19 protein-coding genes and 1 other RNA gene are annotated in these 22324 nt (G+C 45.2%); 8 read left to right on the top strand and 12 right to left on the bottom strand.

Annotated elements, in window-relative coordinates; genetic code table 11:
- Positions 1-262: 262 nt before the first annotated feature.
- The 4 genes from ilvC to miaA all read right to left on the bottom strand — a co-directional run bounded on the left by ilvC (position 263) and on the right by miaA (position 4841).
- On the bottom strand, positions 263-1282 hold the full coding sequence (gene ilvC / locus ICL80_RS08445; RefSeq protein ID WP_194215656.1) for a ketol-acid reductoisomerase: 1020 nt from the start codon (positions 1280-1282) through the stop codon (positions 263-265).
- Between the two features lie 44 nt (positions 1283-1326).
- The gene (gene ilvN / locus ICL80_RS08440; RefSeq protein ID WP_194215655.1) at positions 1327-1839 is read right to left on the bottom strand and encodes an acetolactate synthase small subunit; all 513 of its coding nucleotides are present in this window, start codon (positions 1837-1839) and stop codon (positions 1327-1329) included.
- A 29-nt stretch (positions 1840-1868) separates the two neighbouring features.
- On the bottom strand, positions 1869-3659 hold the full coding sequence (locus ICL80_RS08435) for an acetolactate synthase 3 large subunit (RefSeq protein WP_194215654.1): 1791 nt from the start codon (positions 3657-3659) through the stop codon (positions 1869-1871).
- 234 nt (positions 3660-3893) lie between these two features.
- Positions 3894-4841, bottom strand: a complete 948-nt coding sequence (gene miaA / locus ICL80_RS08430) for a tRNA (adenosine(37)-N6)-dimethylallyltransferase MiaA (protein WP_228073866.1) — start codon at positions 4839-4841, stop codon at positions 3894-3896.
- 29 nt (positions 4842-4870) lie between these two features.
- Here miaA and serB point away from each other — a divergent pair, with 29 nt between their 5' ends.
- Positions 4871-5764 carry a phosphoserine phosphatase SerB gene (serB, locus tag ICL80_RS08425; protein WP_194215653.1) on the top strand — a complete coding sequence of 298 codons (894 nt, stop codon included), beginning with the start codon at positions 4871-4873 and terminating at the stop codon, positions 5762-5764.
- 70 nt (positions 5765-5834) lie between these two features.
- Here serB and ICL80_RS08420 read toward each other — a convergent pair whose 3' ends face one another.
- From ICL80_RS08420 to hflK, 3 genes are all read right to left on the bottom strand, one after another.
- The gene (locus tag ICL80_RS08420; protein WP_228073865.1) at positions 5835-7346 is read right to left on the bottom strand and encodes a Do family serine endopeptidase; all 1512 of its coding nucleotides are present in this window, start codon (positions 7344-7346) and stop codon (positions 5835-5837) included.
- A gap of 182 nt (positions 7347-7528) precedes the next feature.
- Positions 7529-8398: a protease modulator HflC gene (gene hflC / locus ICL80_RS08415; protein ID WP_194215652.1), complete on the bottom strand. Its 870-nt coding sequence runs from the start codon at positions 8396-8398 to the stop codon at positions 7529-7531.
- A complete protein-coding gene (gene hflK / locus ICL80_RS08410) occupies positions 8398-9456 on the bottom strand; it encodes an FtsH protease activity modulator HflK (protein WP_194215651.1) in 1059 nt (352 codons plus the stop codon). The genes hflC and hflK overlap by 1 nt, the downstream gene beginning before the upstream one ends.
- 145 nt (positions 9457-9601) lie before the next feature.
- Between hflK and ICL80_RS08405 the strand changes: the two genes are divergently transcribed.
- Complete coding sequence (locus ICL80_RS08405) at positions 9602-10657, top strand: Mrp/NBP35 family ATP-binding protein (RefSeq protein ID WP_194215650.1); 1056 nt, start codon at positions 9602-9604, stop codon at positions 10655-10657.
- Here ICL80_RS08405 and folA read toward each other — a convergent pair.
- From folA to ICL80_RS08390, 3 genes are all read right to left on the bottom strand, one after another.
- Positions 10652-11134, bottom strand: coding sequence for a type 3 dihydrofolate reductase (gene folA, locus ICL80_RS08400; protein ID WP_194215649.1), 483 nt, complete (start codon positions 11132-11134; stop codon positions 10652-10654). The two genes, ICL80_RS08405 and folA, sit on opposite strands and share 6 nt — an antisense overlap.
- Positions 11135-11239: 105 nt before the next feature.
- Entirely contained in the window at positions 11240-13093 is a 1854-nt protein-coding gene (locus ICL80_RS08395) for a sensor histidine kinase (protein WP_194215648.1), read from the bottom strand.
- A gap of 23 nt (positions 13094-13116) precedes the next feature.
- Positions 13117-13911 (bottom strand): thymidylate synthase, encoded by a 795-nt coding sequence (locus ICL80_RS08390; protein WP_194215647.1) that lies wholly within the window; start codon positions 13909-13911, stop codon positions 13117-13119.
- Positions 13912-14023: 112 nt separating this feature from the next.
- Here ICL80_RS08390 and ssrA point away from each other — a divergent pair.
- Positions 14024-14387, top strand: a transfer-messenger RNA (tmRNA) gene (gene ssrA / locus ICL80_RS08385).
- A 15-nt stretch (positions 14388-14402) separates the two neighbouring features.
- On the opposite strand, the gene ICL80_RS08380 is transcribed toward ssrA, so the two are convergent.
- A complete protein-coding gene (locus ICL80_RS08380) occupies positions 14403-15494 on the bottom strand; it encodes an NAD(P)/FAD-dependent oxidoreductase (protein WP_194215646.1) in 1092 nt (363 codons plus the stop codon).
- A 139-nt stretch (positions 15495-15633) separates the two neighbouring features.
- Between ICL80_RS08380 and ICL80_RS08375 the strand changes: the two genes are divergently transcribed.
- From ICL80_RS08375 to ICL80_RS08355, 5 genes are all read left to right on the top strand, one after another.
- Positions 15634-16182 (top strand): SspB family protein, encoded by a 549-nt coding sequence (locus tag ICL80_RS08375; protein WP_194215645.1) that lies wholly within the window; start codon positions 15634-15636, stop codon positions 16180-16182.
- A gap of 116 nt (positions 16183-16298) precedes the next feature.
- Positions 16299-17909, top strand: a complete 1611-nt coding sequence (locus tag ICL80_RS08370) for a fumarate hydratase (RefSeq protein WP_194215644.1) — start codon at positions 16299-16301, stop codon at positions 17907-17909.
- A gap of 119 nt (positions 17910-18028) precedes the next feature.
- Positions 18029-18865, top strand: a complete 837-nt coding sequence (locus ICL80_RS08365; RefSeq protein WP_194215643.1) for a substrate-binding periplasmic protein — start codon at positions 18029-18031, stop codon at positions 18863-18865.
- A 173-nt stretch (positions 18866-19038) separates the two neighbouring features.
- The gene (locus ICL80_RS08360; protein WP_228073864.1) at positions 19039-20583 is read left to right on the top strand and encodes a SulP family inorganic anion transporter; all 1545 of its coding nucleotides are present in this window, start codon (positions 19039-19041) and stop codon (positions 20581-20583) included.
- 110 nt (positions 20584-20693) lie between these two features.
- Positions 20694-21161, top strand: coding sequence for a GNAT family N-acetyltransferase (locus tag ICL80_RS08355; RefSeq protein ID WP_194215641.1), 468 nt, complete (start codon positions 20694-20696; stop codon positions 21159-21161).
- 3 nt (positions 21162-21164) lie between these two features.
- Here the strand turns inward: ICL80_RS08355 and ICL80_RS08350 are convergent, their stop codons facing one another.
- Positions 21165-22289, bottom strand: coding sequence for a DNA alkylation repair protein (locus ICL80_RS08350; protein WP_194215640.1), 1125 nt, complete (start codon positions 22287-22289; stop codon positions 21165-21167).
- Between the last annotated feature and the right edge of the window lie 35 nt (positions 22290-22324).

Below are 22324 nucleotides of genomic sequence, written 5' to 3'. Positions count from 1 at the left end.
TTGCATTATGGCATGCGGCCCTGAACGTCAGTTCCAAATCTTTATAAATTGGGATTGCTAACTTGCAGCAATTGCTAAGGCAATTTATCAGATCATATTAAAAGGCGGTATATAAGATCCTGCCAAATTATTGCCTAATCCTATTAACATGAAATTTATATGCCGCTTCCCTGCACTAAGCAAGCTGGCTAGCAGAGCTTTTTTTGCATAAAAAAAACCTCGCGATTGCGAGGCTTTTAAGGAGGATATGTATAAAAGAGGTCTAGTTTTTCTCTTTATCAACCAGCTTGCCTTCTTCCATCCAAGGCATCAGGCTACGAAGACGTGTACCTACTTCTTCAATTGGGTGACGCGCTGCAAGGCTACGGTGCGCATTCAGTTCTGGATTACCAGCTTTGTTATCTGTCACGAAGTCTTTTACAAAACGACCTTGCTGAATATCGTCAAGAACCCGTTTCATTTCAGCTTTGGTATCTGACGTAATAATCCTTGGGCCAGTTTTATAATCGCCGTATTCTGCTGTGTTTGAAATACTGTAACGCATGTTGGCAATGCCGCCTTCAAAGATCAGGTCAACAATCAGCTTCACTTCATGCAAGCACTCAAAGTATGCCATTTCAGGTGCATAACCTGCTTCAACAAGTGTTTCAAAGCCAGCTTTAATGAGTTCTGAAACGCCACCACAAAGTACAACTTGCTCCCCAAAAAGATCAGTTTCACACTCTTCGCGGAAGTTTGTTTCAAGAATACCAGAGCGACCACCACCAATAGCAGAAGCATACGACAGGCTCAGGTCGTGGGCTTTACCCGATGCATCCTGATGGATAGCGATAAGACAGGGAACACCTTTACCCGCAGCATACTGTGAGCGCACAGTGTGACCAGGGCCTTTTGGCGCAACCATAATAACATCAAGATCAGCACGCGGTTTAATAAGACCAAAATGAATATTAAGGCCATGCGCAAACATAAGTGCCGCGCCTTCTTTCATATTCTCTTGAAGCTCTGTCGCGTAAATAGCAGCCTGATGCTCGTCTGGTGCAAGAACCATTACCATATCAGCTTTTTTAGCAGCTTCAGTTGCCGTCATAACAGTAAAGCCTGCAGCAGACGCTTTTTTGCGCGTGCTAGAATCTTCACGCAGAGCAACAATCACATTTTTCACACCACTATCACGCAGGTTAGCAGCATGAGCATGCCCTTGGCTACCGTAACCAATGATGGCAACAGTTTTATCTTTAACCAGATTTACATCGGCATCACTATCAAAATAAACTCGCATTTTTTTGTCCTCAGTTGGGGAAATCCCGGTCTTTCCATCAAAAATTAAAGTTGTTTTTCGCCGCGCGATAGTGCAACCACACCTGTCCGCGCCACTTCAACAAGGCCAAGGCCAGCCATCAATTCAACAAAAGCATCGATCTTTTCTGTTGACCCTGTAAGTTCAAAAACAAAGCTGGTGAGGGATGAATCCACCACACTTGCTCTAAAGGCATCGGCAAGACGTAGTGCTTCCACACGCTTTTCACCTGTGCCCACAACCTTCACTAAAGCCAGATCACGCGATACATGAGGCCCTTCAATTGTAAGGTCCGCCACCTTATGTACCGGCACAAGCCGTGCCAGCTGTGCCTTGATCTGCTCAATAACCATTTTAGTACCGCTTGTAACGATGGTAATGCGCGAGCGCTGATCTCTATTGTCAACCGCTGCCACCGTCAAGCTTTCAATGTTGTAACCACGCCCTGAAAATAGCCCAATAACACGCGCCAAAACACCAGCTTCGTTATCAACAATCACGCTTATTGTATGGCGTTCAATAGGATTTGTATCTTTCATTAAAGTATCCGTTTCAATTGATAAGCGCGTTACACCAGAGCTAAGGCTTCGTCGTCAAATGGTTTGCTCTCATTTACATCGCCAGATAAAATCATTTCATTATGCGCAGCGCCAGAAGGCACCATCGGGAAACAATTCTCAAGCTTTGCCACACGGCAATCCACCACAACGGGGCCATCATGATTGATCATATCCAGGATCGTCTCATCAAGCTTTGCCGGGTCTTCAACCATAAGGCCCTTAATACCATAAGCATTAGCCAGAGCCACAAAATCAGGCAGACTATCAGAATAGCTTTCTGAATAGCGCCCTTCATATGACAAGGCCTGCCACTGACGCACCATACCCATAAATTCATTGTTCAGAATGAATACTTTTACAGGAAGCTTATACTGTGCAATCGTACCAAGTTCCTGAATATTCATCTGGATAGAGGCTTCCCCAGCAACGTCGATACAGAGTGCATCGGGATGCGCTATCTGTGCACCTACAGCCGCCGGCAGACCGTAGCCCATTGTACCAAGGCCACCAGAGGTTAACCAACGGTTTGGTTTATCAAACCCAAGATACTGTGCTGCCCACATCTGATGTTGACCCACCTCAGTTGAAATAATCGCGGTACGGTCACCAATTAGTTCCTGAAGGCGCTCAAGGGCTTTTTGCGGCATGATTACTTCGGTGCTATCGGTATAGCCAAGACAGTTACGTTCGCGCCATTTTTCAATCTGTGCCCACCAGTCACCCATTGAAGGCTGTTTTTTACCAAGCCCCTCTTCTTTCCAAATAGCGATCATGCGCTTCAGAACAGAGCCTGCATCACCAACCACAGGAATATCGACCTGAACATTTTTGTTAATACTGGAAAGATCAATATCAACATGAATTTTTGTAGAATCCGGTGAGAAGGCATCAACTCGGCCTGTAACACGGTCATCAAATCTAGAACCTATTGCAAGCATCACATCGCAGTCATGCATCGCATGGTTTGCTTCCCATGTGCCGTGCATACCCAGCATACCAACAAACTGCTTATCACTTGCCGGATAAGCTCCAAGCCCCATAAGCGTATTGGTCACTGGCGCACCCGTAAGTTTTGCAAACTCAACAAGCAGTTCGGAAGCCTCTGGCCCGGAATTGATAATTCCTCCGCCAGAATAAATGATTGGTTTTTCCCCGGCTGCAAACGCATGAACTGCCCTGCGAATGGCGGTTTCATCGCCGTCCATTTGTGGGCGGTATGTACGGTGTTCTGCAGGACCAAACACCTGATAAGGTGCCTTTTCAACCTGCACATCCTTTGGTACGTCAATTACCACGGGGCCGGGCCTGCCATGTGAAGCCACATAAAAAGCTTCATGAATAATACTCGGCAGTAAAGATGTTTCTTTAACCAGATAGTTATGCTTGGTACAGGGCCGCGTAATGCCAACGGTATCAGCTTCTTGAAAAGCATCATTACCAATCAAATGACGGGCAACCTGCCCCGTAATACATATGATCGGAATACTGTCCATCAAAGCATCTGTCAGACCAGTAACAGCATTGGTTGCGCCCGGGCCTGATGTAACCAAAACAACACCCGGCTTGCCAGTTGAGCGTGCATAGCCTTCCGCTGCATGCGTCGCCGCCTGTTCATGGCGAACCAAAATATGCTTAATCCGGTTCTGTTTAAAAATTTCATCGTAAATAGGCAGGACTGCACCACCCGGATAGCCAAATATCACCTCAACACCTAGTTCACCAAGTGCTCTCAGGATCATTTGAGCGCCGCTTAACTGCTCAGCGGGTTCCGATGGTATTTTTTTGTCCTTGCCAGTCATACTGTCGTCCTGTTTTTATAGTTACTGCTTCTTAAACGCACACCCTTTTACTTCGGCAAGGTTATTGTTTAATGGCATTTAGCACCTACCCAAAAACACCCCCTATAAAAACACGAAGGGGCGCCGCATGTGCGCCCCACACAGGGGTGTCCGCGTCAATCCTTCACAAACCAAGGCCAAACCGGCGCAAAGATTATAGAAACTTTCGACTGGCAGTTTTTTATTGTACGAAAATTACTCAGTCAATAGTTTTTTGTGAATTTTTATTACTATATCAGATAAATTTCTTTCCGAAAATTGCGCATCAATGCAAAACCAGTCAAAAAACTGGTTCCGAAACCATGTAAGTTGCCGCTTCGCAAAACGTCGCGTTTGCATCTTTGCTTCTTCTGTCACCACATCAAGACTATTGATACCGTTAAGATAATCCATTAGTTGCGGCACCCCAAGTGCTCTCATGGCAGGCAAACTTTTAGGTAAATTTCGCTGCATCAATTCGCGCACCTCATCCAGCGCGCCGGCGCGCAACATTATATCAAATCTTTTGTCACAGTTTTCATAAAGTGTCTTTCGATCAGGGCTAAGAACCACCTTGGCAACATGGCCCGCTTCGTTCGCAGCACTTAGAAGACCTGGCACGTTATTTTTATGCCATTCAGAAAGAGATTTCCCTGTAGACCGAAACACCTCAAGGGCCCGGCATATCCGCTGACTATCGCCAGGAAATAGGCGCTCAGCCGTAACCGGGTCATGCTCAGCAAGCAATTGGTGCATATACTCACTCCCTTTTTCAGTGCATTCATGGCGAACCAATTCGCGCACGGTTTCGTCAATTTCAGGGATATGGGCAATACCGTTCACCAATACCTTAAGATACATACCGGTGCCACCAACCACGATCGGTGTAAGGCCCTTTGCCCACGCACGCTCAATCTCGGCCATGGCTCTCTCTGCCCAAAAAGCAGCTGAACATGTCTCTTGTGCGTCTAAAAAACGATATAACCTGTGTGGGACACGTTTTTCATCATCTTCTGATGGGCAGGCCGTTACAATACGTAGACCATCGTAAACCTGCATGCTATCTGCATTGATAATTATACCATTAATATCTTTTGCCAGTTGAAGCGATAATGCTGACTTGCCGCTTGCTGTTGGACCTGCAATAAGAAAGACCTGTTTCACATTTACCTCGTTAATTCAGGACTATGACTATGGACATCGCCCTCACCCTTGTTGCCCCCTCCGATCAAAACGGTTCGCTCAAAGAGGCTGAAACACTAGTGCTTCAAAAACTTGGAAGCCGTGATGCAAAGCCTACTATCTTATCAGAAGGAATAGCTATTGATTACATAGCTGAATTTAGCAGCCTTGAGGAAGCAAAACATCAGCTTATTGAAACCCTTAATGGTATTTCGGGTCTAGATTGGTGTTTACAGCCCGCACTGAACCGCAAAAAAAAGCTGCTTTTAGCAGATATGGATTCTACCATGATCACGGTTGAATGCATTGATGAATTAGCAGACTTTATGGGACTAAAGGAAAAGGTTGCCGCCATTACAGAAGCCGCCATGCGCGGTGAGCTTAATTTTGAAGCAGCCCTTATCGAACGCGTGGCACTGCTTGAAGGCCTAACGGAAGCTCAGCTTGCTGAATGCTATGCAGGCCGCATTAATCTAATGGACGGCGCAAAAGCACTGGTAAGGACAATGCGTAAAAACGGCGCTTATACAGCACTTGTCTCTGGTGGCTTCACCTATTTCACGGGCAAAGTGGCTGAGGCTATTGGTTTTCATATGAACCGCGCCAATATTCTGGAAATGGATAACGGTAAACTTACCGGCACTGTTGCCATGCCCATATGCGGTGCAAATACCAAACTTGAAACATTAAAGGCACTTGCCGCAGAACATAAACTTGGGAAGCATGAAATCATGGCGGTTGGGGATGGTGCGAACGATATTCCAATGATTGAAGCAGCAGGCCTAGGCGTCGCCTACCATGCCAAACCCAAAACACAGGCTGCCGCCACTTGCTCTGTAAAATACGGCGATCTTAGAACTCTACTATATTATCAAGGGTATACCGACGCTGAGATAACAGAATAAACACTTCAATACCCCAACAGAAAAGGGCCGGAAAACCGGCCCTTTAAATCATTTACAGCTTTCAAGAATACTATTCTTCGATCTGATCTTTTTCTTTCAGAAGCTTCATCGGTATGTGCGCACTATTACCGCGCAGATACACAAGCACCAGAATCCGTTCACGTCCTTCAGCGCGCGCTTCCTCAACCAATTTAGCAACCTCAGCCGGACTGGAAACCGCAATCTGATTAACACGCACAATCACGGCACCAGGACGGATACCATCATGAAACGCAGGACTACGCTGGGCCACACGAGTAACAGCAACACCTTCAACTTCAGCATCGATATTATACTTACGGCGAATTGTGTCATTAAGCGGTGCCAATTCCATGCCTTCAATCAAGGTATGGCTATCTTCCATGTTATCATCAGATTTCTTGCCTGTTGATTTACCACTGGCATCTGCTTCAATTTTAAGCTCACCAGTTTTCACTTTAAGAGTGACAGTTTTGCCTTTTCTTAAAACCTGTACATCAACACTGACATCAACATCTGTGCGCTTAACCAAACGACTAAGTGTGGTTGAATCGTCCACAGGCTTACCGTCCCAGCGGAAGATAACATCACCTTCCTGAATGTCAGCTTTAGCCGCTGGGCTATCAGGCTCAACACGGGTAACAATTGCGCCTTTAGTAATATCAGCGCCCATTGCCTCAGCAAGTTCTTTGGTCATTGGCTGAATGCCAACACCGAGCCACCCACGACGAACCTTGCCGTGCTCTTTCAATTCACGTGTAACACGAGCTGCATCATTCGATGGTATAGAGAACCCAATACCAACATTACCGCCTGTAGGCGAAAAGATAGCTGTATTAACACCGATCACTTCACCCTTCATGTTAAAGAGTGGTCCACCAGAGTTACCCCTGTTAATAGGGGCATCTGTTTGAATAAACTCAATATCACCAGCATTAATTGTGCGGTTACGCGCAGAAACGATACCTGCGGATACCGTACCACCTAGGCCAAATGGGTTACCAATGGCCACAACCCAGTCGCCGATACGCTCAACGTCTGAATCGCCCCATTTCACTGCAGGGAAAAGCTGGCCTTTTTCTTTAGGCTCGATTTTTAGAACAGCAACATCTGAGAGGCTATCACGCCCTAAAACTGTTGCGCTATACTCTTCACCGTCTTCAAGAAGCACTGTGATTTCATCAGCTTCTTCAACCACATGATTGTTGGTAATCACAATACCTGTTGGATCAATGATAAAACCTGAACCAAGAGACCGAGCGGTCCTCGGCTCATTATCCTCTTCAAAACGGTCTCTGAACTGATCCCAGAAATCGCCGAATGGCAAACCTTCTGGCAATTCTGGGCGCTTACCTTCAGATCGCTCAATTGTTTGCACTGTTGAGATATTGACAACAGCCGGCTGAAGTTTTTCCACCAGATCAGCAAAGCTCTCAGGCGCGGGTCTTGCTGATACAGGCTTAACTGACAACATGGCAGCAAGCAGAACCATAAGGCCCAGCATCAGGGTCTTTAGGGGATTGGTAGCTCGCTTATCGATTGTTATTGCTAGAAAGGTGCTCACGCACATACTCCTTTTCTACTATTGGGCCCATTTGTTGGCCGTAGATGGCACTTTGTCCATCTGCACAGCCATCGCAACACCAAATTTATTTTACGTCAAGCCTTTAGGCCCAAGCTTGCGACAAATGGTTCCCTGCCTGCGACTAGTGAACAGTTTCGAGGAAGGGAACACCATCATTTGTCTTATTTCTTCTTACCAGAGTTAACAAAAAGCTTCAAAAAGTCACTATCCGGTGAAAGGATGATAGATGTATCCTCTTGCCCCAAAGCTTTTTTATATGCTTGCATAGTACGGTAAAACTCGAAAAAGTCTTCGTCCTTACCAAAAGCATCTGCAAAGATCTTAACAGCTCTACCGTCTGCCTCACCGCGAATAACCTGTGATTTTTTTTCCGCCTCAGCAACCAGAACCGCCACCTGACGGTCTGCATCAGCCTTTATCTTCACAGCATCACGGTTACCTTCAGCACGTTTTTCAGCGGCTTCCTGCTGACGTTCAGTTTCCATACGTTGGAAAATAGACTGGCTGTTCTGTGGCGGCAGGTCAACGCGCTTTAGTCGTACGTCAATAACCTCAAGGCCAAAAGAGGCCGCACGCTGGTTTGTGATTGCGCTTATTTCATGCATAAGCGCTGAACGCTCACCAGACACAATATTCTGCATGGGTACTTTAGCAAGCACGTTCCGTACTGTTGTATCCATTACCTTTTCTAGCAAGTCGTTGGCAATTACGTCATTTGCTGCTGCCTGATACCGTTTCAAAGGGTCAACGATACGGTAGCGCGCAAAACTGTCCACAACAATGCGGCGTTTATCACTTGCAAGTACTTCCTGCGGCCGAAGGTCAAGGCTAAGGATGCGTTTTTCAAGATAAATAACCTGTTCAACGAGAGGTGTTTTAACATGTAAACCAGGTTCAACAACGGTACGTTTTGGCTCGCCAAACTGCACGACAATTGCCTGTTCCCACTCGCTAACAATAAAGAGGCTATTATAGGCTATAAAGCCTGCAACAACCAGAGCAACAAGGGCTCCTATAAGTTTCCCGCTCATTATTTTTGCCCCCCTGCTTTTTTCTTTTTAAGTTCATCAAGAGACAAATACGGCACAACACCAGAACCATTTTCACTGCCCAGAATTATCTTATCCATACCAGTCAAAATTTCTTCCATTGTTTCAAGATACAAACGTTTGCGAGTTACATCTTTTGCCTGAATATATTCATTATAAACAGAAAGGAACCTTGCTGCCTCACCCTCAGCACGAGCGACAGTTTGTGCGCGATAAGCCTCTGCCTGTTGAACCAGCTTTTCAGACTCGCCTTGTGCTTTCGGAATAACTTCGTTGGCATATCTTGCTGCTTCGTTACGTGAGCGTTGCTGGTCAGCCTCCGCACGTTGTACATCCAGAAAGGCATCTTTCACTTCGACAGGTGCTTCAGATTCAATAATCTGTACCCGTAAAGCGGTTATACCGGCATGATATTCGTCCAGTGTTTCCTGAATACGCAGCAATGCTTGCTCTTCGATTTCACCACGAGCCGTTGTAATGATAGGCGTGATACCATTTTGACCAATAAGTTCTCGTACAACGCTTTCAGCAACAGACTTGATAGTGCCATCAGGGTCTTGCAACTGAAATAAGTAATTGCCAAGATCTTTAATACGCCAAACTACGTTAAAACGAACATCAACGATGTTTTCATCCTGAGTTAACATCAGGCTTTCTTCACGCGTACGAGACCCTTTACCACCAATTGATATGGTTTTTTCATCCGTCACGCCGCGTACCGCAACTGTTTCAATTGGATATGGCAAATGCCAGTGTAGGCCGGGGCTAGTCAGCTCTGTTCGTTTACCAAACTGTAGAACAACGCCCTGTTCATTTGGTTCCACCCTATAGATTCCGCTGATCAACCAGATCGCAATAATTACAAGCAGAATCAAACCAATACTACCACCGCCACCGGGCATGGCTTTTTTAATTTGTTCCTGACTTTTCCTAATAAACTCATCTAATTGCGGTGGCTCGCCCCCACCAGATGATCCACCACGTCGGGGGCCATTCCCCCAAGGGTTAGGCCTATCACCCCCCTGATTTTGCCAAGGCATATACTTCTCCCATATGGTTTACCGACATGGTAAACCGCTGTGTCATTCTGTTGCAGAAAGACAGTGTCATGTTTAGCTATATATGGTAGGTACTGCCCTCCTGCAACGTCCGTTGGTAATTTTCCTTGTTTTCAGTGAGGTTTTTATGCCTGAAATCCAAAAAAAGTCTATTTTAGATGTTTTAAAAACCATTATTCCAACATCACAAGCAACCAACATTGTTGATTCAGGTATTGTTAGTGCCGTAATTATTGACAGCAGTCAGGTAGGTATTGTTCTGGACTTTGGCGACACACCGCCAAACGATGCACCAGCTTTGCGCGCCCTTGCAGAAGAAAAAGCAAAAACAGTTCCCGGTGTAACTGCTGTAAATGTGGTTATGTCCGCTATCAAGAAAGCCCCAACAGTCACCCCTGCCACCAAAGCCCCTCCTACTCCCACCCAAATCCCGGGAGTAAAACATGTTATTGCCGTTGCAAGTGGCAAAGGCGGGGTAGGCAAATCAACGACCAGTATTAACCTAGCACTTGCGCTCCAAAAATACGGGCTAAAGGTTGGTTTACTGGACGCTGATATATTTGGCCCATCAGTGCCCATGCTCACAGGCCTTACTGCACGTCCTGAAATTAAAGATAAAGTTATTCAGCCCCTAATAGCTTTCGACATGAAGGTTATGTCGATCGGGTTTTTAATTGATGTTGACCAGCCTGTTGTTTGGCGCGGCCCCCGTGTAATGGGCGCGACACAGCAACTTCTTAAAGACGTAGCATGGGGTCCGCTCGACGTACTTGTCGTGGACATGCCACCTGGTACGGGTGACGTACAACTTTCCATGGTGCAACAGGCCGTACTCTCTGGCGCAATCATTGTTTCAACACCGCAGGACCTTGCCCTGATCGATGCCAGAAAAGGAATTTCCATGTTCCAGAAAGTTGGCACCCCTATTCTTGGCATTATTGAAAACATGAGCACCTACATTTGCCCAAATTGCGGTACTGAAAGCCATATTTTTGGCCACGGCGGCGCACAGGAAGTGGCCCGCACAATTGGTTGCCCATTCCTCGGTGCAGTGCCACTTCACATAAGCCTTCGGGAAACCGGCGACAAAGGCACACCAGTCACCGTGTCAGATAAAGAAAGCCCTATCAGCCAGAGTTATTATAAAATAGCCGAAAAAATTGCAGGGACCCTCGGTCTATAAGCGAGTATAAACGACAAAACTATACCCCGGCTTGTCCGCTTCGGCCTTGTGCTTGTCACGGCTAACTTCCTGCCATTCATCGCGGTTAAAGTCAGGAAAAGTGGCATCGCCATCAACTTCAATATCTACTTCCGTGATATAAAGCTTATCGACAACAGCCATGGCTTCTCTATATATTTGGGCACCACCCGTGATCATAACTTCTGCAGCCATATTGCTAGCTTTAATGGCATCTACAAGTGACCCGACCACAGTTACACCATCATGGTGCCATTCCTGATTTCGAGTAATCACAATATTCTGACGCCCTAGTAAAGGCCGACCGATCGAATCGAATGTTTTTCGGCCCATTATTATAGATTTGCCCAGTGTTGTTTGTTTAAAATATTTGAGATCCGCGGGCAGATGCCAAGGCAAGCTATTACCTGCCCCTATAACCCTATTTTTTGCCATTGCTACAATAATGGATAGGGTCATTTTTATACTCCTGACTAACTTTTTGTAAATCTGCGATAACAATTACCGTGTATCAAAGTAAAAATCCAGCGGCCTTCCAGACTAAACACGGTTTGTTTTTGTTCGTTAGATCATGTCATCATCGTCTAGGTCTTCGTCTGCCTCTACCAAAGGCAAATGAACCCTGAATGTAGTCCCTACACCAACAATACTTCGAACCGATAAATGCCCGTGCATACGGCTCACAAGTTCGCGGCAAATAGCAAGCCCAAGCCCAACACCACCGTGTCTGCGTGACAAGGCCGTATCAACCTGTGTAAAGCGGTCAAATAGACCGCTCTGTTTTTCTTCAGGAATACCAATACCCGTATCTTCCACTTCCAGCACCCAGCCGGCACGACCATCCCTGAAGAATTTTGAATGTATTCGTATTGTAATCGAGCCTTCAATGGTAAACTTGGTGGCATTGGTGCAAAGGTTAATGAGGATTTGGCGCAACCTTAATTCATCCCCAATAATCATTCTGGGCATATCGTCAGGTATTTCAGTACAAATTTTTAGCCCTTTAGCGTTGGCCTGATGTTCTATAAGGCTAATGGCGCGACTAACTAACTCACTCACGGAAACAATGCGTTGCTCGATTACAATTTTCCCAGACTCAAGTTTGGCAAGGTCCAGAATATCGTTAATCAAGCTCAGAAGATGAGAACCGCTTGAATATATGTCTTTTGCATAATCGACATAACGGGGATCGCTAATTTCGCCTAAAGCTTGATCTGAAAGCAACTGCGAAAAGCCCAAAATTGAATTTAGAGGTGTTCGCAGTTCATGGCTCATCGTTGCCAAAAATTCAGATTTTGCTTTATTAGCATATTCCGCAGTACGGCGGGCTTCTTCAACATCACGGTTCAAATTCTGTAAAAGCTTGTAATGTTCTTCCAGTTCATCGTGAGCTTCTTTTAAAGCCCGGGTGCGCCTGTCAACGATATCTGCAACACGATTTGCGCGCTGACCTTGCAAAAATAACAACGTAAAAAACAGTACGGTTAACAACAAGCACACTAATGCCGTTATTGTAGCCATCGTATAATCAACTTTTACAGTACCAGGTGTCGCATGTACTTTCAGGGCCCATTCTGCGGTACCAAAACTGCGTTTATATAAAACTTCGTTGAGCTTGTTTTTGGTGCGTATCTCTGGCTGTGTTGAATATGACTGTGAATATTGTTCGTTCGACCACGATGATTTCACATGTAAAATAAGCCCCTCAGCAATGGTGCCCATATCACCAAGAATTGCCTGATTTTCCAGTAATTGAATCAAAACACCTTTATAGCCTGCAGGGTTAACGACCGGATTCACCAACATAACCATGCCTTTTTGACCATGATCCAATTCAGGGAAAGAAGGCAGCAAAATAGCCCCGGGCGTGCCAGTTTCTATTGTCTCCAATAAAAATTTGTAAAGAGAAGGTTCCGCACCAATATTTAAACCCACAAGCCCCGTTTCAGGTGTTGGGTCTTCCGGCCAAACATAAAACAAAGGAAACATTTGTTCTTGACCATGAGCGCTGCCCAACTGGCTTTCCGGCATGCGAAGCAAATACCTGCCATCATATAACTCATTCATATATTTGGTAAAATTACTGCGCTTATCTACACTTAATGGATAGCTAAACCCTACAAAATTCCTATCTTTATTGAGATAGCTGTTATTTTTAACAAGCTCCTGAAAAATACCGCGATTCTTTTCATCAACGGATACAAAAAATTTATAGGTATCTTCGGCAGCAATAAAACCACTTTCAATATGACGGAACAGCCGATCAACCATAAGATCTGCTTTACGCTCAAAAGTTTGTTGTGATTCGTAGCGTGCCGCTGTTATTGCAACACGCGTGAGAGACCACGTGATAGCGAGCCCTGCAATAACAATGATTGCTAGTACAATTGTTTGGCGTAAGTCTTTGCCCCAGTGCACATTTTCACCCTACATTGTTTGTATCATACAGATACTAATGCCTTTATATGAGGATGGCTTTCATACCCCTCAATGGCAATATCTTCGAACTTAAAATCAAATAAATTTTGCACATTAGGGTTAAGGACAAGTGAAGGAAGCTTGATTGGTGATCGTGATAATTGCAAATCAGCCTGCTCAATATGGTTACTATAAAGATGTGCATCACCAAAAGTATGCACAAAATCTCCCACACCAAGATTACAAGCCTGCGCCACCATATGGGTGAGAAGTGCATAGGATGCAATATTGAAAGGCACACCCAAAAACACATCTGCACTACGCTGGTATAACTGGCACGATAATTTACCTTCAGCCACATAAAACTGAAACAAGCAATGGCATGGCGGCAAGGCCATATTATCAACATCAGCGACATTCCATGCCGAAACAATCAAACGGCGGCTATTGGGAGTATTTTTCAACTGATTCAAAAGGTTTGTTATCTGATCAATTGTGTTACCGTCTGGCGCAGGCCAACTGCGCCACTGGTGCCCGTATACTGGCCCTAAGTTACCGTTTTCATCGGCCCAATCATCCCAAATAGAAACACCATGATCCTTCAGGTATTTAATATTTGTGTCACCCGCAATAAACCACAGAAGCTCATGTATGATAGATTTTAAATGCAGCTTTTTTGTTGTTACGAGGGGAAATCCTTGTTCTAGATTAAAGCGCATCTGATGGCCAAAAACACTATAAGTGCCAGTTCCTGTACGATCACCACGGTAAACACCCTCGCGGCGAATACGAGCCAACAAATCAAGATACTGCTGCATAAAAGAGAACTCCCCACGGAATCGAACTGATTTAAAGCTATAGGCAGTCATCAGCTTTCTGGCAATAGTTAGCAGCGTGAATAAGACCGGAAATTATGTTTTCAGAAATATATTCCTTTAAATTGCCACCTTTTGCACTTATATCAGACCTGCTGGCTTGCCAGCTATGGCGATAAACGGCGCATTAAGTATGTATAACGGACCCGGGGGCGGTACCCGGCGCCTCCACCACCAAAAGCCTGCATGGTAAGACTTTTGCTGATGGGGGCGAAATAGGATCGACGTGTATTGAACGGTGTATTGCTTTTCGCTCAGGATGGTACCGCTGTGATGGGCCACAATTGATAAATGCAAACGACAACAACGTCGAGTATGCTGTTGCTGCGTAAGCAGTCATAGCTACTAACATTTATAAATTCCTGAGGGTTGACGCCTTCAGGTGGGGGATGGGCCACCTAGCAACAGAACGGCCCACTATTTCTTTTAGTATATCAGGCCATTTTTACAACATGATCCGCAATAGCGAGAGAGGCTGTCAGGCCAGGTGATTCCACACCAAATAAATTAACAAGCCCCTTAAGACCGTGTTGGTTAGGGCCTGAAATCATGAAGTCTGCAAATGTGCCAAGCTTTGCAATTTGTGGGCGAATACCCACATAATCTTGTGTCAACACACGGTTTGCGATCGCTGGGTAATAGCGGCTGATTGCATCCCTGAACGCTGTTTCCCTTCTCGCATCTGGTGCATAATCTTCGCTCATTACCGGCTGTACATCTGGCCCAAACCTCACAGCTCCTGATATATCTAGCGTTGCATGTATTCCTAAGCCACCTTTAACCGGTATTGGGTACACAAGGTGACGGAAGGGCGCTGCACCAGAAAGCGCAAAATAAGTGCCCTGCACCTTGTATAGCGGCGGTATGCAGGCTGAGCTCAAGCCTTTAATTATATAGGCAATATGCTGTGCACCAAGCCCGGCACAATTGATAACACACTGTGCCACAAAAGCCTCGGCGCTGCCCGATGTATGGATCATAAAACCACCTGTCGTTTGCTCTATGGCAACCACAGCATTATGACACGCAATCACACCGCCGCTCTGTTCCACCGCACCGGCAAGGGCTGTTATATAAGCAGGCACATCAATAATGCCCGTTGAAGGGGAAAACAGCCCACCAGTAACATCAAGTGCTGGCTCAAGCTCTAACACTTCCGCGCGCGATAGCAGTGCTAAATCAGTCACACCGTTCGCTGCGGCCTTCTCTTGAACCGCCAAAAGCGCCTGCTGTTCCTCATATGAGGTAGCAACAATCAACTTCCCAAGCTGTTGAAAAGGCACCCTGTAGTTACGGCAAAAATCATATAGCTGTTTTTTGCCTTCAACACACAGCTTGGCCTTGAAGCTATCTTGCGGATAATAGATACCCGCATGTATCACACCTGAATTACGCGCGCTAATGCCCTTTCCCGGCAGCATTTCTTTTTCGCAAACAACCACTTCGCGGCCATGCGCAGCCAATTTTGTAGCAACAGCAAGACCAACAGCCCCAGCGCCAACAACCAATATGTCAACTTTTTCCATACGCTTTTTGCCCCAAGCCACAAGGGTTAGGGCCCTATTCTGTTATAAAAAAACATCACCCAAGCAATAATCATGATGTTAGCTCTTCACTGCAAGGGATCATATGGTTATAAGGAAGCATGAAAAGAGTAAAACAAGTATGAGTGAGGCAATGGCCGATAGCCACATAGATTATGATGCCAAGGTGCAAAACGCTCTCAGGCAGGTTGTTCGAAGTGTCCTGAAGGATACAGAAGCTGACGGCCTGATGGGAGACCATCATTTTTATGTCGCGTTTAAAACTCAGGCAGACGGTGTAGATATACCAGCACACCTAGTAAGCAGATTCCCTGATGAAATGACTATTGTCGTTCAACATAAATTCTGGGGGCTTAAGGTTCACGATGATTATTTCGAGATTGGCCTGTCTTTTAATCAGAAACCTGAACATTTAACTATTCCATTTGATGCGATTGTCGGGTTCGTAGACCCCAGTGTTCAATTCGCCCTTCAATTTCATGAGGATATTGATTACAGCGACGACATGGAGCCTGAGGAAATTGACTTCAGTGAACCAACCGCTGATTCTGGTGCCCCGCAAGATAAACAAGGCCCTGATGATACCCTGTCACCTGACGCAAAAACCGATACCGTAAAAAGCAATGGTAGCGATAATATAGTAACACTGGATGCCTTCCGCAGAAAATAAGTGTCAGTTAAAGTTATTTTTCTGGCCCTTCCAGCTACTTGTTTTTATAACATCCGCAAAACGGGCGGGCTTGCCCTGCCTATCTGAAGTATATTTACCTGTCAGAAAGGGCCATCATGTCTGAGTGGGCATATGAAAAACTGTTTCAATTTGGCGAAGATAAAACCACGTACCGCAAGCTAACATCAGATTATGTTTCTGAAATTGAGGTTGATGGTAAGAAAATCCTTAAAATTCAGAATGAAGGCCTTGAGCTTTTGTCGCGTGAAGCGATGGTTGATATCGCGCATTTGCTGCGCCCCGATCATTTGAAACAGCTTGCGGCCATATTAGACGACCCTGAAGCCAGCAATAACGACCGTTTTGTTGCAAAGGAACTTCTAAAAAACGCTAATATTGCAGCAGGAAAAGTACTGCCTAGCTGTCAGGATACAGGCACAGCTATTATTATTGGTAAAAAAGGCCAATATGTGTGGACCGAAGGTGAGGATGAAGCCCCGCTCACAAAAGGCGTTATGAAAACCTACACAGAGACAAACCTCCGCTACAGCCAAATGGCACCCCTTTCCATGTACGAAGAGGTCAACACCAAAGATAATACCCCAGCACAAATTGACCTCTACGCTACTAAAGGTAATGAATATCATTTCCTTTTCATGGCCAAAGGGGGCGGAAGTGCTAATAAAACCTTCTTGTTCCAGCAAACGCCAGCAACGCTCAGGGAAGACCGTATGCTCGCGCTTTTGGAAGAAAAAATTAGAACTCTTGGCACATCAGCGTGTCCACCATACCACTTGGCAATAGTGATTGGCGGCCTTTCTGCCGAACATAACTTGTCTACTGTTAAAAAAGCGTCTGCGCGCTACCTAGATGATCTGCCAACAACAGGGAATAAGAGTGGCCGAGCTTTCCGTGATACTGAGATGGAAAAGACAATCCATAAAATGACCCAAAACATGGGTATTGGCGCACAGTTTGGCGGCAAATACTTTTGTCATGATGTGCGGGTAATCCGCTTGCCCCGCCACGGTGCGAGCTTACCTGTTGGTATTGGTGTGTCCTGCTCTGCAGATCGGCAAGCAAAAGGGAAAATTACGCCGGAAGGTATTTTTCTTGAAGCGCTGGAAACCGATCCCGCCAAATATATGCCAGAGATTGAGGGTGAGGTTCTTTCCGAAGAGGTTCTCAAAGTTAACCTTAACCGGCCCATGAAAGAGATTTTAGCAGAACTGACACAATACCCTATAAAAACACGGCTATCACTAACAGGCACAATTGTTGTCGCCCGCGACCTTGCCCATGCCCGCATTCAAAAAATGATAGAAGATGGCGGTGAAATGCCTGCTTATTTCAAAGATCATATCATTTATTATGCTGGTCCTGCCAAAACACCTGAAGGCTACGCCTCTGGCAGCTTTGGCCCAACCACAGCAGGGCGAATGGATAGCTACGTTGGACCCTTTCAAAAGCTTGGCGGCACTATGATAAGCCTTGCAAAGGGAAACCGTTCTAAAGATGTAACAAAGGCATGTGCTGAAAATAAAGGCTTCTATCTTGGCTCTATAGGTGGCCCTGCCGCAATTTTGGCACAGAACAACATTAAAAAAGTAGAAGTGCTAGACTTTGAAGACCTCGGCATGGAAGCGGTATGGAAAATTGATGTTGTTGATTTTCCAGCTTTTATTGTTGTGGACGATAAAGGAAATGATTTCTTTAAAGATATCTAAACCCCTAAGGAAGGGATGCCCTCCTTCCTTAGGCCAAACATTGCTTGCGCAACACGCTATACTGCGGCACGATTACATATGCTAGGTTTAGGTATAAAAAAACATATTGGGGACTAGAATTGTCAAAAATTTTTTTCTCAATAGCATTGATCGGCTTATTTATTTCAGTAGGCTCCTATCGTGCCTCCGCACAAAATGCGCCAACAATAGAGCCTGTTTCAGTCTGTGTAGAAGATCGGTTTTGGCCTCCAGGCTCTTTCTTTTTAAATGGCAAAGCGTTAGGTACCCATGTGGAAATTGTCCGCAATGCATTTGAACAGGTAGCAATCCCCTTTACTTTTATAAAGATGCCTTGGAAAAGATGCCTTGCAGCCTTGAAAACTGGAGAACTTGATGCCGTTATATCTATATCCTACTTGGAAAGCCGCAATAAAGCTTTCTACTACCCGAAAGGTGCTACTTCAAACACCCCTCATCCACAAAGCATTGAACAGGTAGACTTTGTTTTGGTCACCAAAGAGGGATACCCCGTGGGAGACATAATGAACGGTGCGATACCCCCACAGCCTATAGGCGTGCCGCTTGGTTATATGTCCGCGGAAAGAATGGAAAAAACAGGCGCTCAGGTAGTTCAATTAATGAACCACCAGGACTTGTTTGATCTTTTGCAGCGAGGCCGCGTAAATAGCCTTATACTGGCTAAACCCTTGGTGGATTTTTTTATAACACAGTCCAATTATGAGGCACAATTTAAACAAACACGACTACCAGACCACAGCGGCCCCCTTTATTTGGCATTTTCTAGGAAAAGCAAGCTATCAGAAGAAAAAATGCAAGCCATTTGGACAGCTATTGAGGCCGTGCACGCTGATGCAGACCTACTCGCAAAATTAACTGCTCTATCCTACAGCCAAGCCACAGTGTGTGTGCACAACCTTACCAAATGTCAGCACTAAACTATGTCATCAATTTTGGGTTTTGTCTGACACAAGCTAAATACCTATGTTATAGGTAAGCATCCCTTGTGTTTAAATGCTGTTGGACCTATCCAAACAGTACCGTTTTACTATATGAGTTTATGACTTGGCTGGCATCCCCAATTAGCCAGCCTCAAAAAGATTGGCCCCCCATGACACGCCCTTTTTCATTACCACGATTAACGCCTACCCAGATTAAAACTGAAACGCTCTCTGGTTTGACTGTCGCACTGGCACTTGTGCCTGAGGCTGTGGCCTTTGCGTTTGTTGCACAGGTAAATCCCCTTGTTGGGCTTTATGCCGCTTTCATAGTTGGGCTTATTACTGCTTTAATTGGTGGCAGACCAGGCATGATATCTGGTGCTACAGGCGCACTAGCAGTTGTTATGGTAAGTCTCGTTGTCGCGCACGGTGTTGAATATCTTTTTGCTACCGTTGTTTTGATGGGTATCCTGCAAATTCTAGCCGGAGTTTTCCGCCTTGGTAAATTCATCCGAATGGTACCTCATCCCGTTATGCTGGGATTTGTTAACGGCTTGGCTATTGTGATTTTTCTTGCCCAGCTTGGCCAGTTTAAAGACCCTGATACAGGTACATGGATGACCGCTGAGCCTCTCTTCATCATGCTTGGCCTCAGCTTTCTGACTATGGTAATCATCTGGTTTGCTTCCAAATACATTAAAGCCATACCAGCTCCCCTGCTCGGCATTCTGGTTGTTTCAGCCATAGTGATTGGCTTTGGGATCGATATCCCGCGAGTAGGCGATTTGGCCTCTATCAAGGGTGGCTTACCTGAGTTCCATATACCTACTGTGCCTTTCAGCATCGAAACATTTGAAATTATTCTGCCCTACTCCTTAATTTTAGCGGCGATTGGCCTTATTGAATCCCTGCTAACCCTTAATCTTGTCGCCGAACTAACAGAATCCAAAGGCGGCGCAAGTCAAGAGTGTGTAGCACAGGGTACAGCAAACATTGTTACCGGATTTTTTGGCGGCATGGGTGGCTGCGCCATGATAGGACAAAGCATGATTAACGTGGAATCAGGCGGTCGTACCCGACTCTCCGGCACTTCAGCTGCGCTCTTTTTATTACTGTTTATCCTTTTTGCCAGCAGCCTGATTGAACAAATACCTCTTGCCGCTCTTATCGGCGTTATGTTTATGGTCGTGATTGGCACCTTTGCATGGTCAAGCTTCCGTATTCTCCATAAAATACCAAAAGCAGATGCTTTTGTTCTTGTGCTTGTCTCAGCCGTTACTGTTATTAGTGATCTTGCTGTTGCTGTAGTTGTGGGGGTTATTGTATCCGCCCTTGAGTTTGCTTGGAAAGCCGCCAAGCGTATCGGCGCACGCACAGCCAAGGGCGAAAACGGTGAAAAAATATATGAACTGCATGGGCCCCTATTTTTTGGATCCATTGCAAGTTTTCAGAATTTATTTCACCCAAAAAAAGACCCCGCCATTGTCGTTGTTGATTTTCTCGATAGCCGAGTATGGGACCATTCCGGCCTTCAGGCTATTGAAGCCTTGGCTGAACGTTATGATAATGTTGGTAAAACTCTTAAAATCAAACACCTCAGCGCAGATTGTTATGCCTTGCTTAAAAAAGGTGGCCTCACGATAGAAATGTCACGTGAAGAAGATCCTGAATACGGTGTTGCCATTGATTACGATGGGCGTTTGGAAAAGAGCTAACACCAAACTTACACACTATGGCATCCCTGTTGTTGACATTTTAACCAGCAACAGGGAAGCTTTGTTCAAGATGGTTACATCTCTATGATTCACTGGGGAAGGCTGAGTCTATGAGCTTTATTATACGAGAAGCAATTCGTTCTGATGCAGAAGTTGCTTTTACACTTATTCATGAATTAGCTATTTATGATGAAGTAGATGATTACCTGCTGATCACTCTAGACCAGTTCACTGAAGCAGCCTTTGGTGCTAACCCTCGTTTTAACATCCTAGTTGCAGAAGAAAACGGTAGCCTTGTAGGTGTTGCAACATATTTTCACCGCTTCCACATTTGGTTTGGTGAAAATATTATCCAAATCGATGACCTGTTTGTAAAACCTAGCGCACGCGGCCACGGAATTGGTAATAAGCTACTAGAAGCAATTGGTCTTATGGCCAAAAAGGAAAATGTTCATGTGCGCTGGAACATCGAACGCGAAAACTTTAGTACAATCGCATTTTACAAGCGTAAAGGTGTTGAATATCAAACAAAAGGTGTTTGTTTATGGGCCCCAGAAAATATTAAATTAACGGAGTAACCCTTACATCTTTAATTCAAACAAAGCCGTTCCAACAGATATACCGTTTACGAACACCTCTAATTTATGATGCCCGGCATAATATTGACGTGTTGTAATCGGCTTTATTGCATGTTTTTTATGACCATATAGCTGGCCTTGTTTATCTAATTTTATATTTTTCCATTTGAACACTTTTGGCGCACTCTGCCCGTTTGCTTTTATAAAGTGTATTGCATAATCCACTACCAAATCTTGATGCGCACGGCCCTTTTTTAAAGTGAGACCGAACTCCACGGCCTCACCAAAACTGACAATAGGCGTTATGATATCAATATCTGCAGTAAGTCCTGCGACTGGCTGGTAGCCAAACGCTGCTAATGTTGCCGTATGTCCATTTTTTATAAGAGTACGGCAAGCATGTCGGACCAGCTTTCTACGATTTTCACTAGCGCCTTCAAGCCATTCAGCCGCAATGCTTGCCACCAAGTCTGGATGGTCTTTTGCGATGTCATTTAAACTATTAGCAACCGACCTTCGAACATAGTCTTCCGGGTCATCTTTTAAAGTTTCCAGCAATGGCAAAATAGGCGCTGGATCTGCCACAAAGGCTTGTAACCGTTGTCCCCACGGCAAGCGCGGTCTGCTACCTTCACTGACAAGCCGCCTTACATGCCTATTAGGGTCAAGAACCCACCATTTTAAAATATTTAAGGTAACATCTGTGTGCTTAAGCAAAAATGGCCTGATAGCAAATTCAGCTGTAAAACGCTTGGTCATTTCCTTTAAAACAGGCAAGGCTTTTTCGGGCTGCTCTATTCCTCTCGTTGTTACAAGAGCTGTAAGAGGCCATAAAGCAAACCCGCACAAGCCATCCGGCCCGCATATCATGCCCTCGCCACTTGTATCATCACTGGGATGCAGTGCAGCAAGCGCAATCCGGTTAAATGCTTCAAGGTCAGATGGCAAATAAATATTAAGCGCCTGCTCAACATGAAGCATGCGCTCTTTTAGTTCTTTTTGTCCCAAGCCGTCAGTGGCATACTTCATAAAAGCATCGACTGAAAAAGCAGGATATACCCGCTTTATAACCTGTCCTATTACGTTAACAACAGAGCTATTCATAGCCTCTTTAAAAGGTTCTGCCATATCATACCTGCATAAATGTTCTTTTTTTGTTCTTA

It is taken from the genome of Kordiimonas pumila, from assembly GCF_015240255.1.
GTDB lineage: Bacteria > Pseudomonadota > Alphaproteobacteria > Sphingomonadales > Kordiimonadaceae > Kordiimonas > Kordiimonas pumila.
Note: the sequence above shows the minus strand (reverse complement) of the source record. Positions and strands in the feature narration are given on the sequence as shown.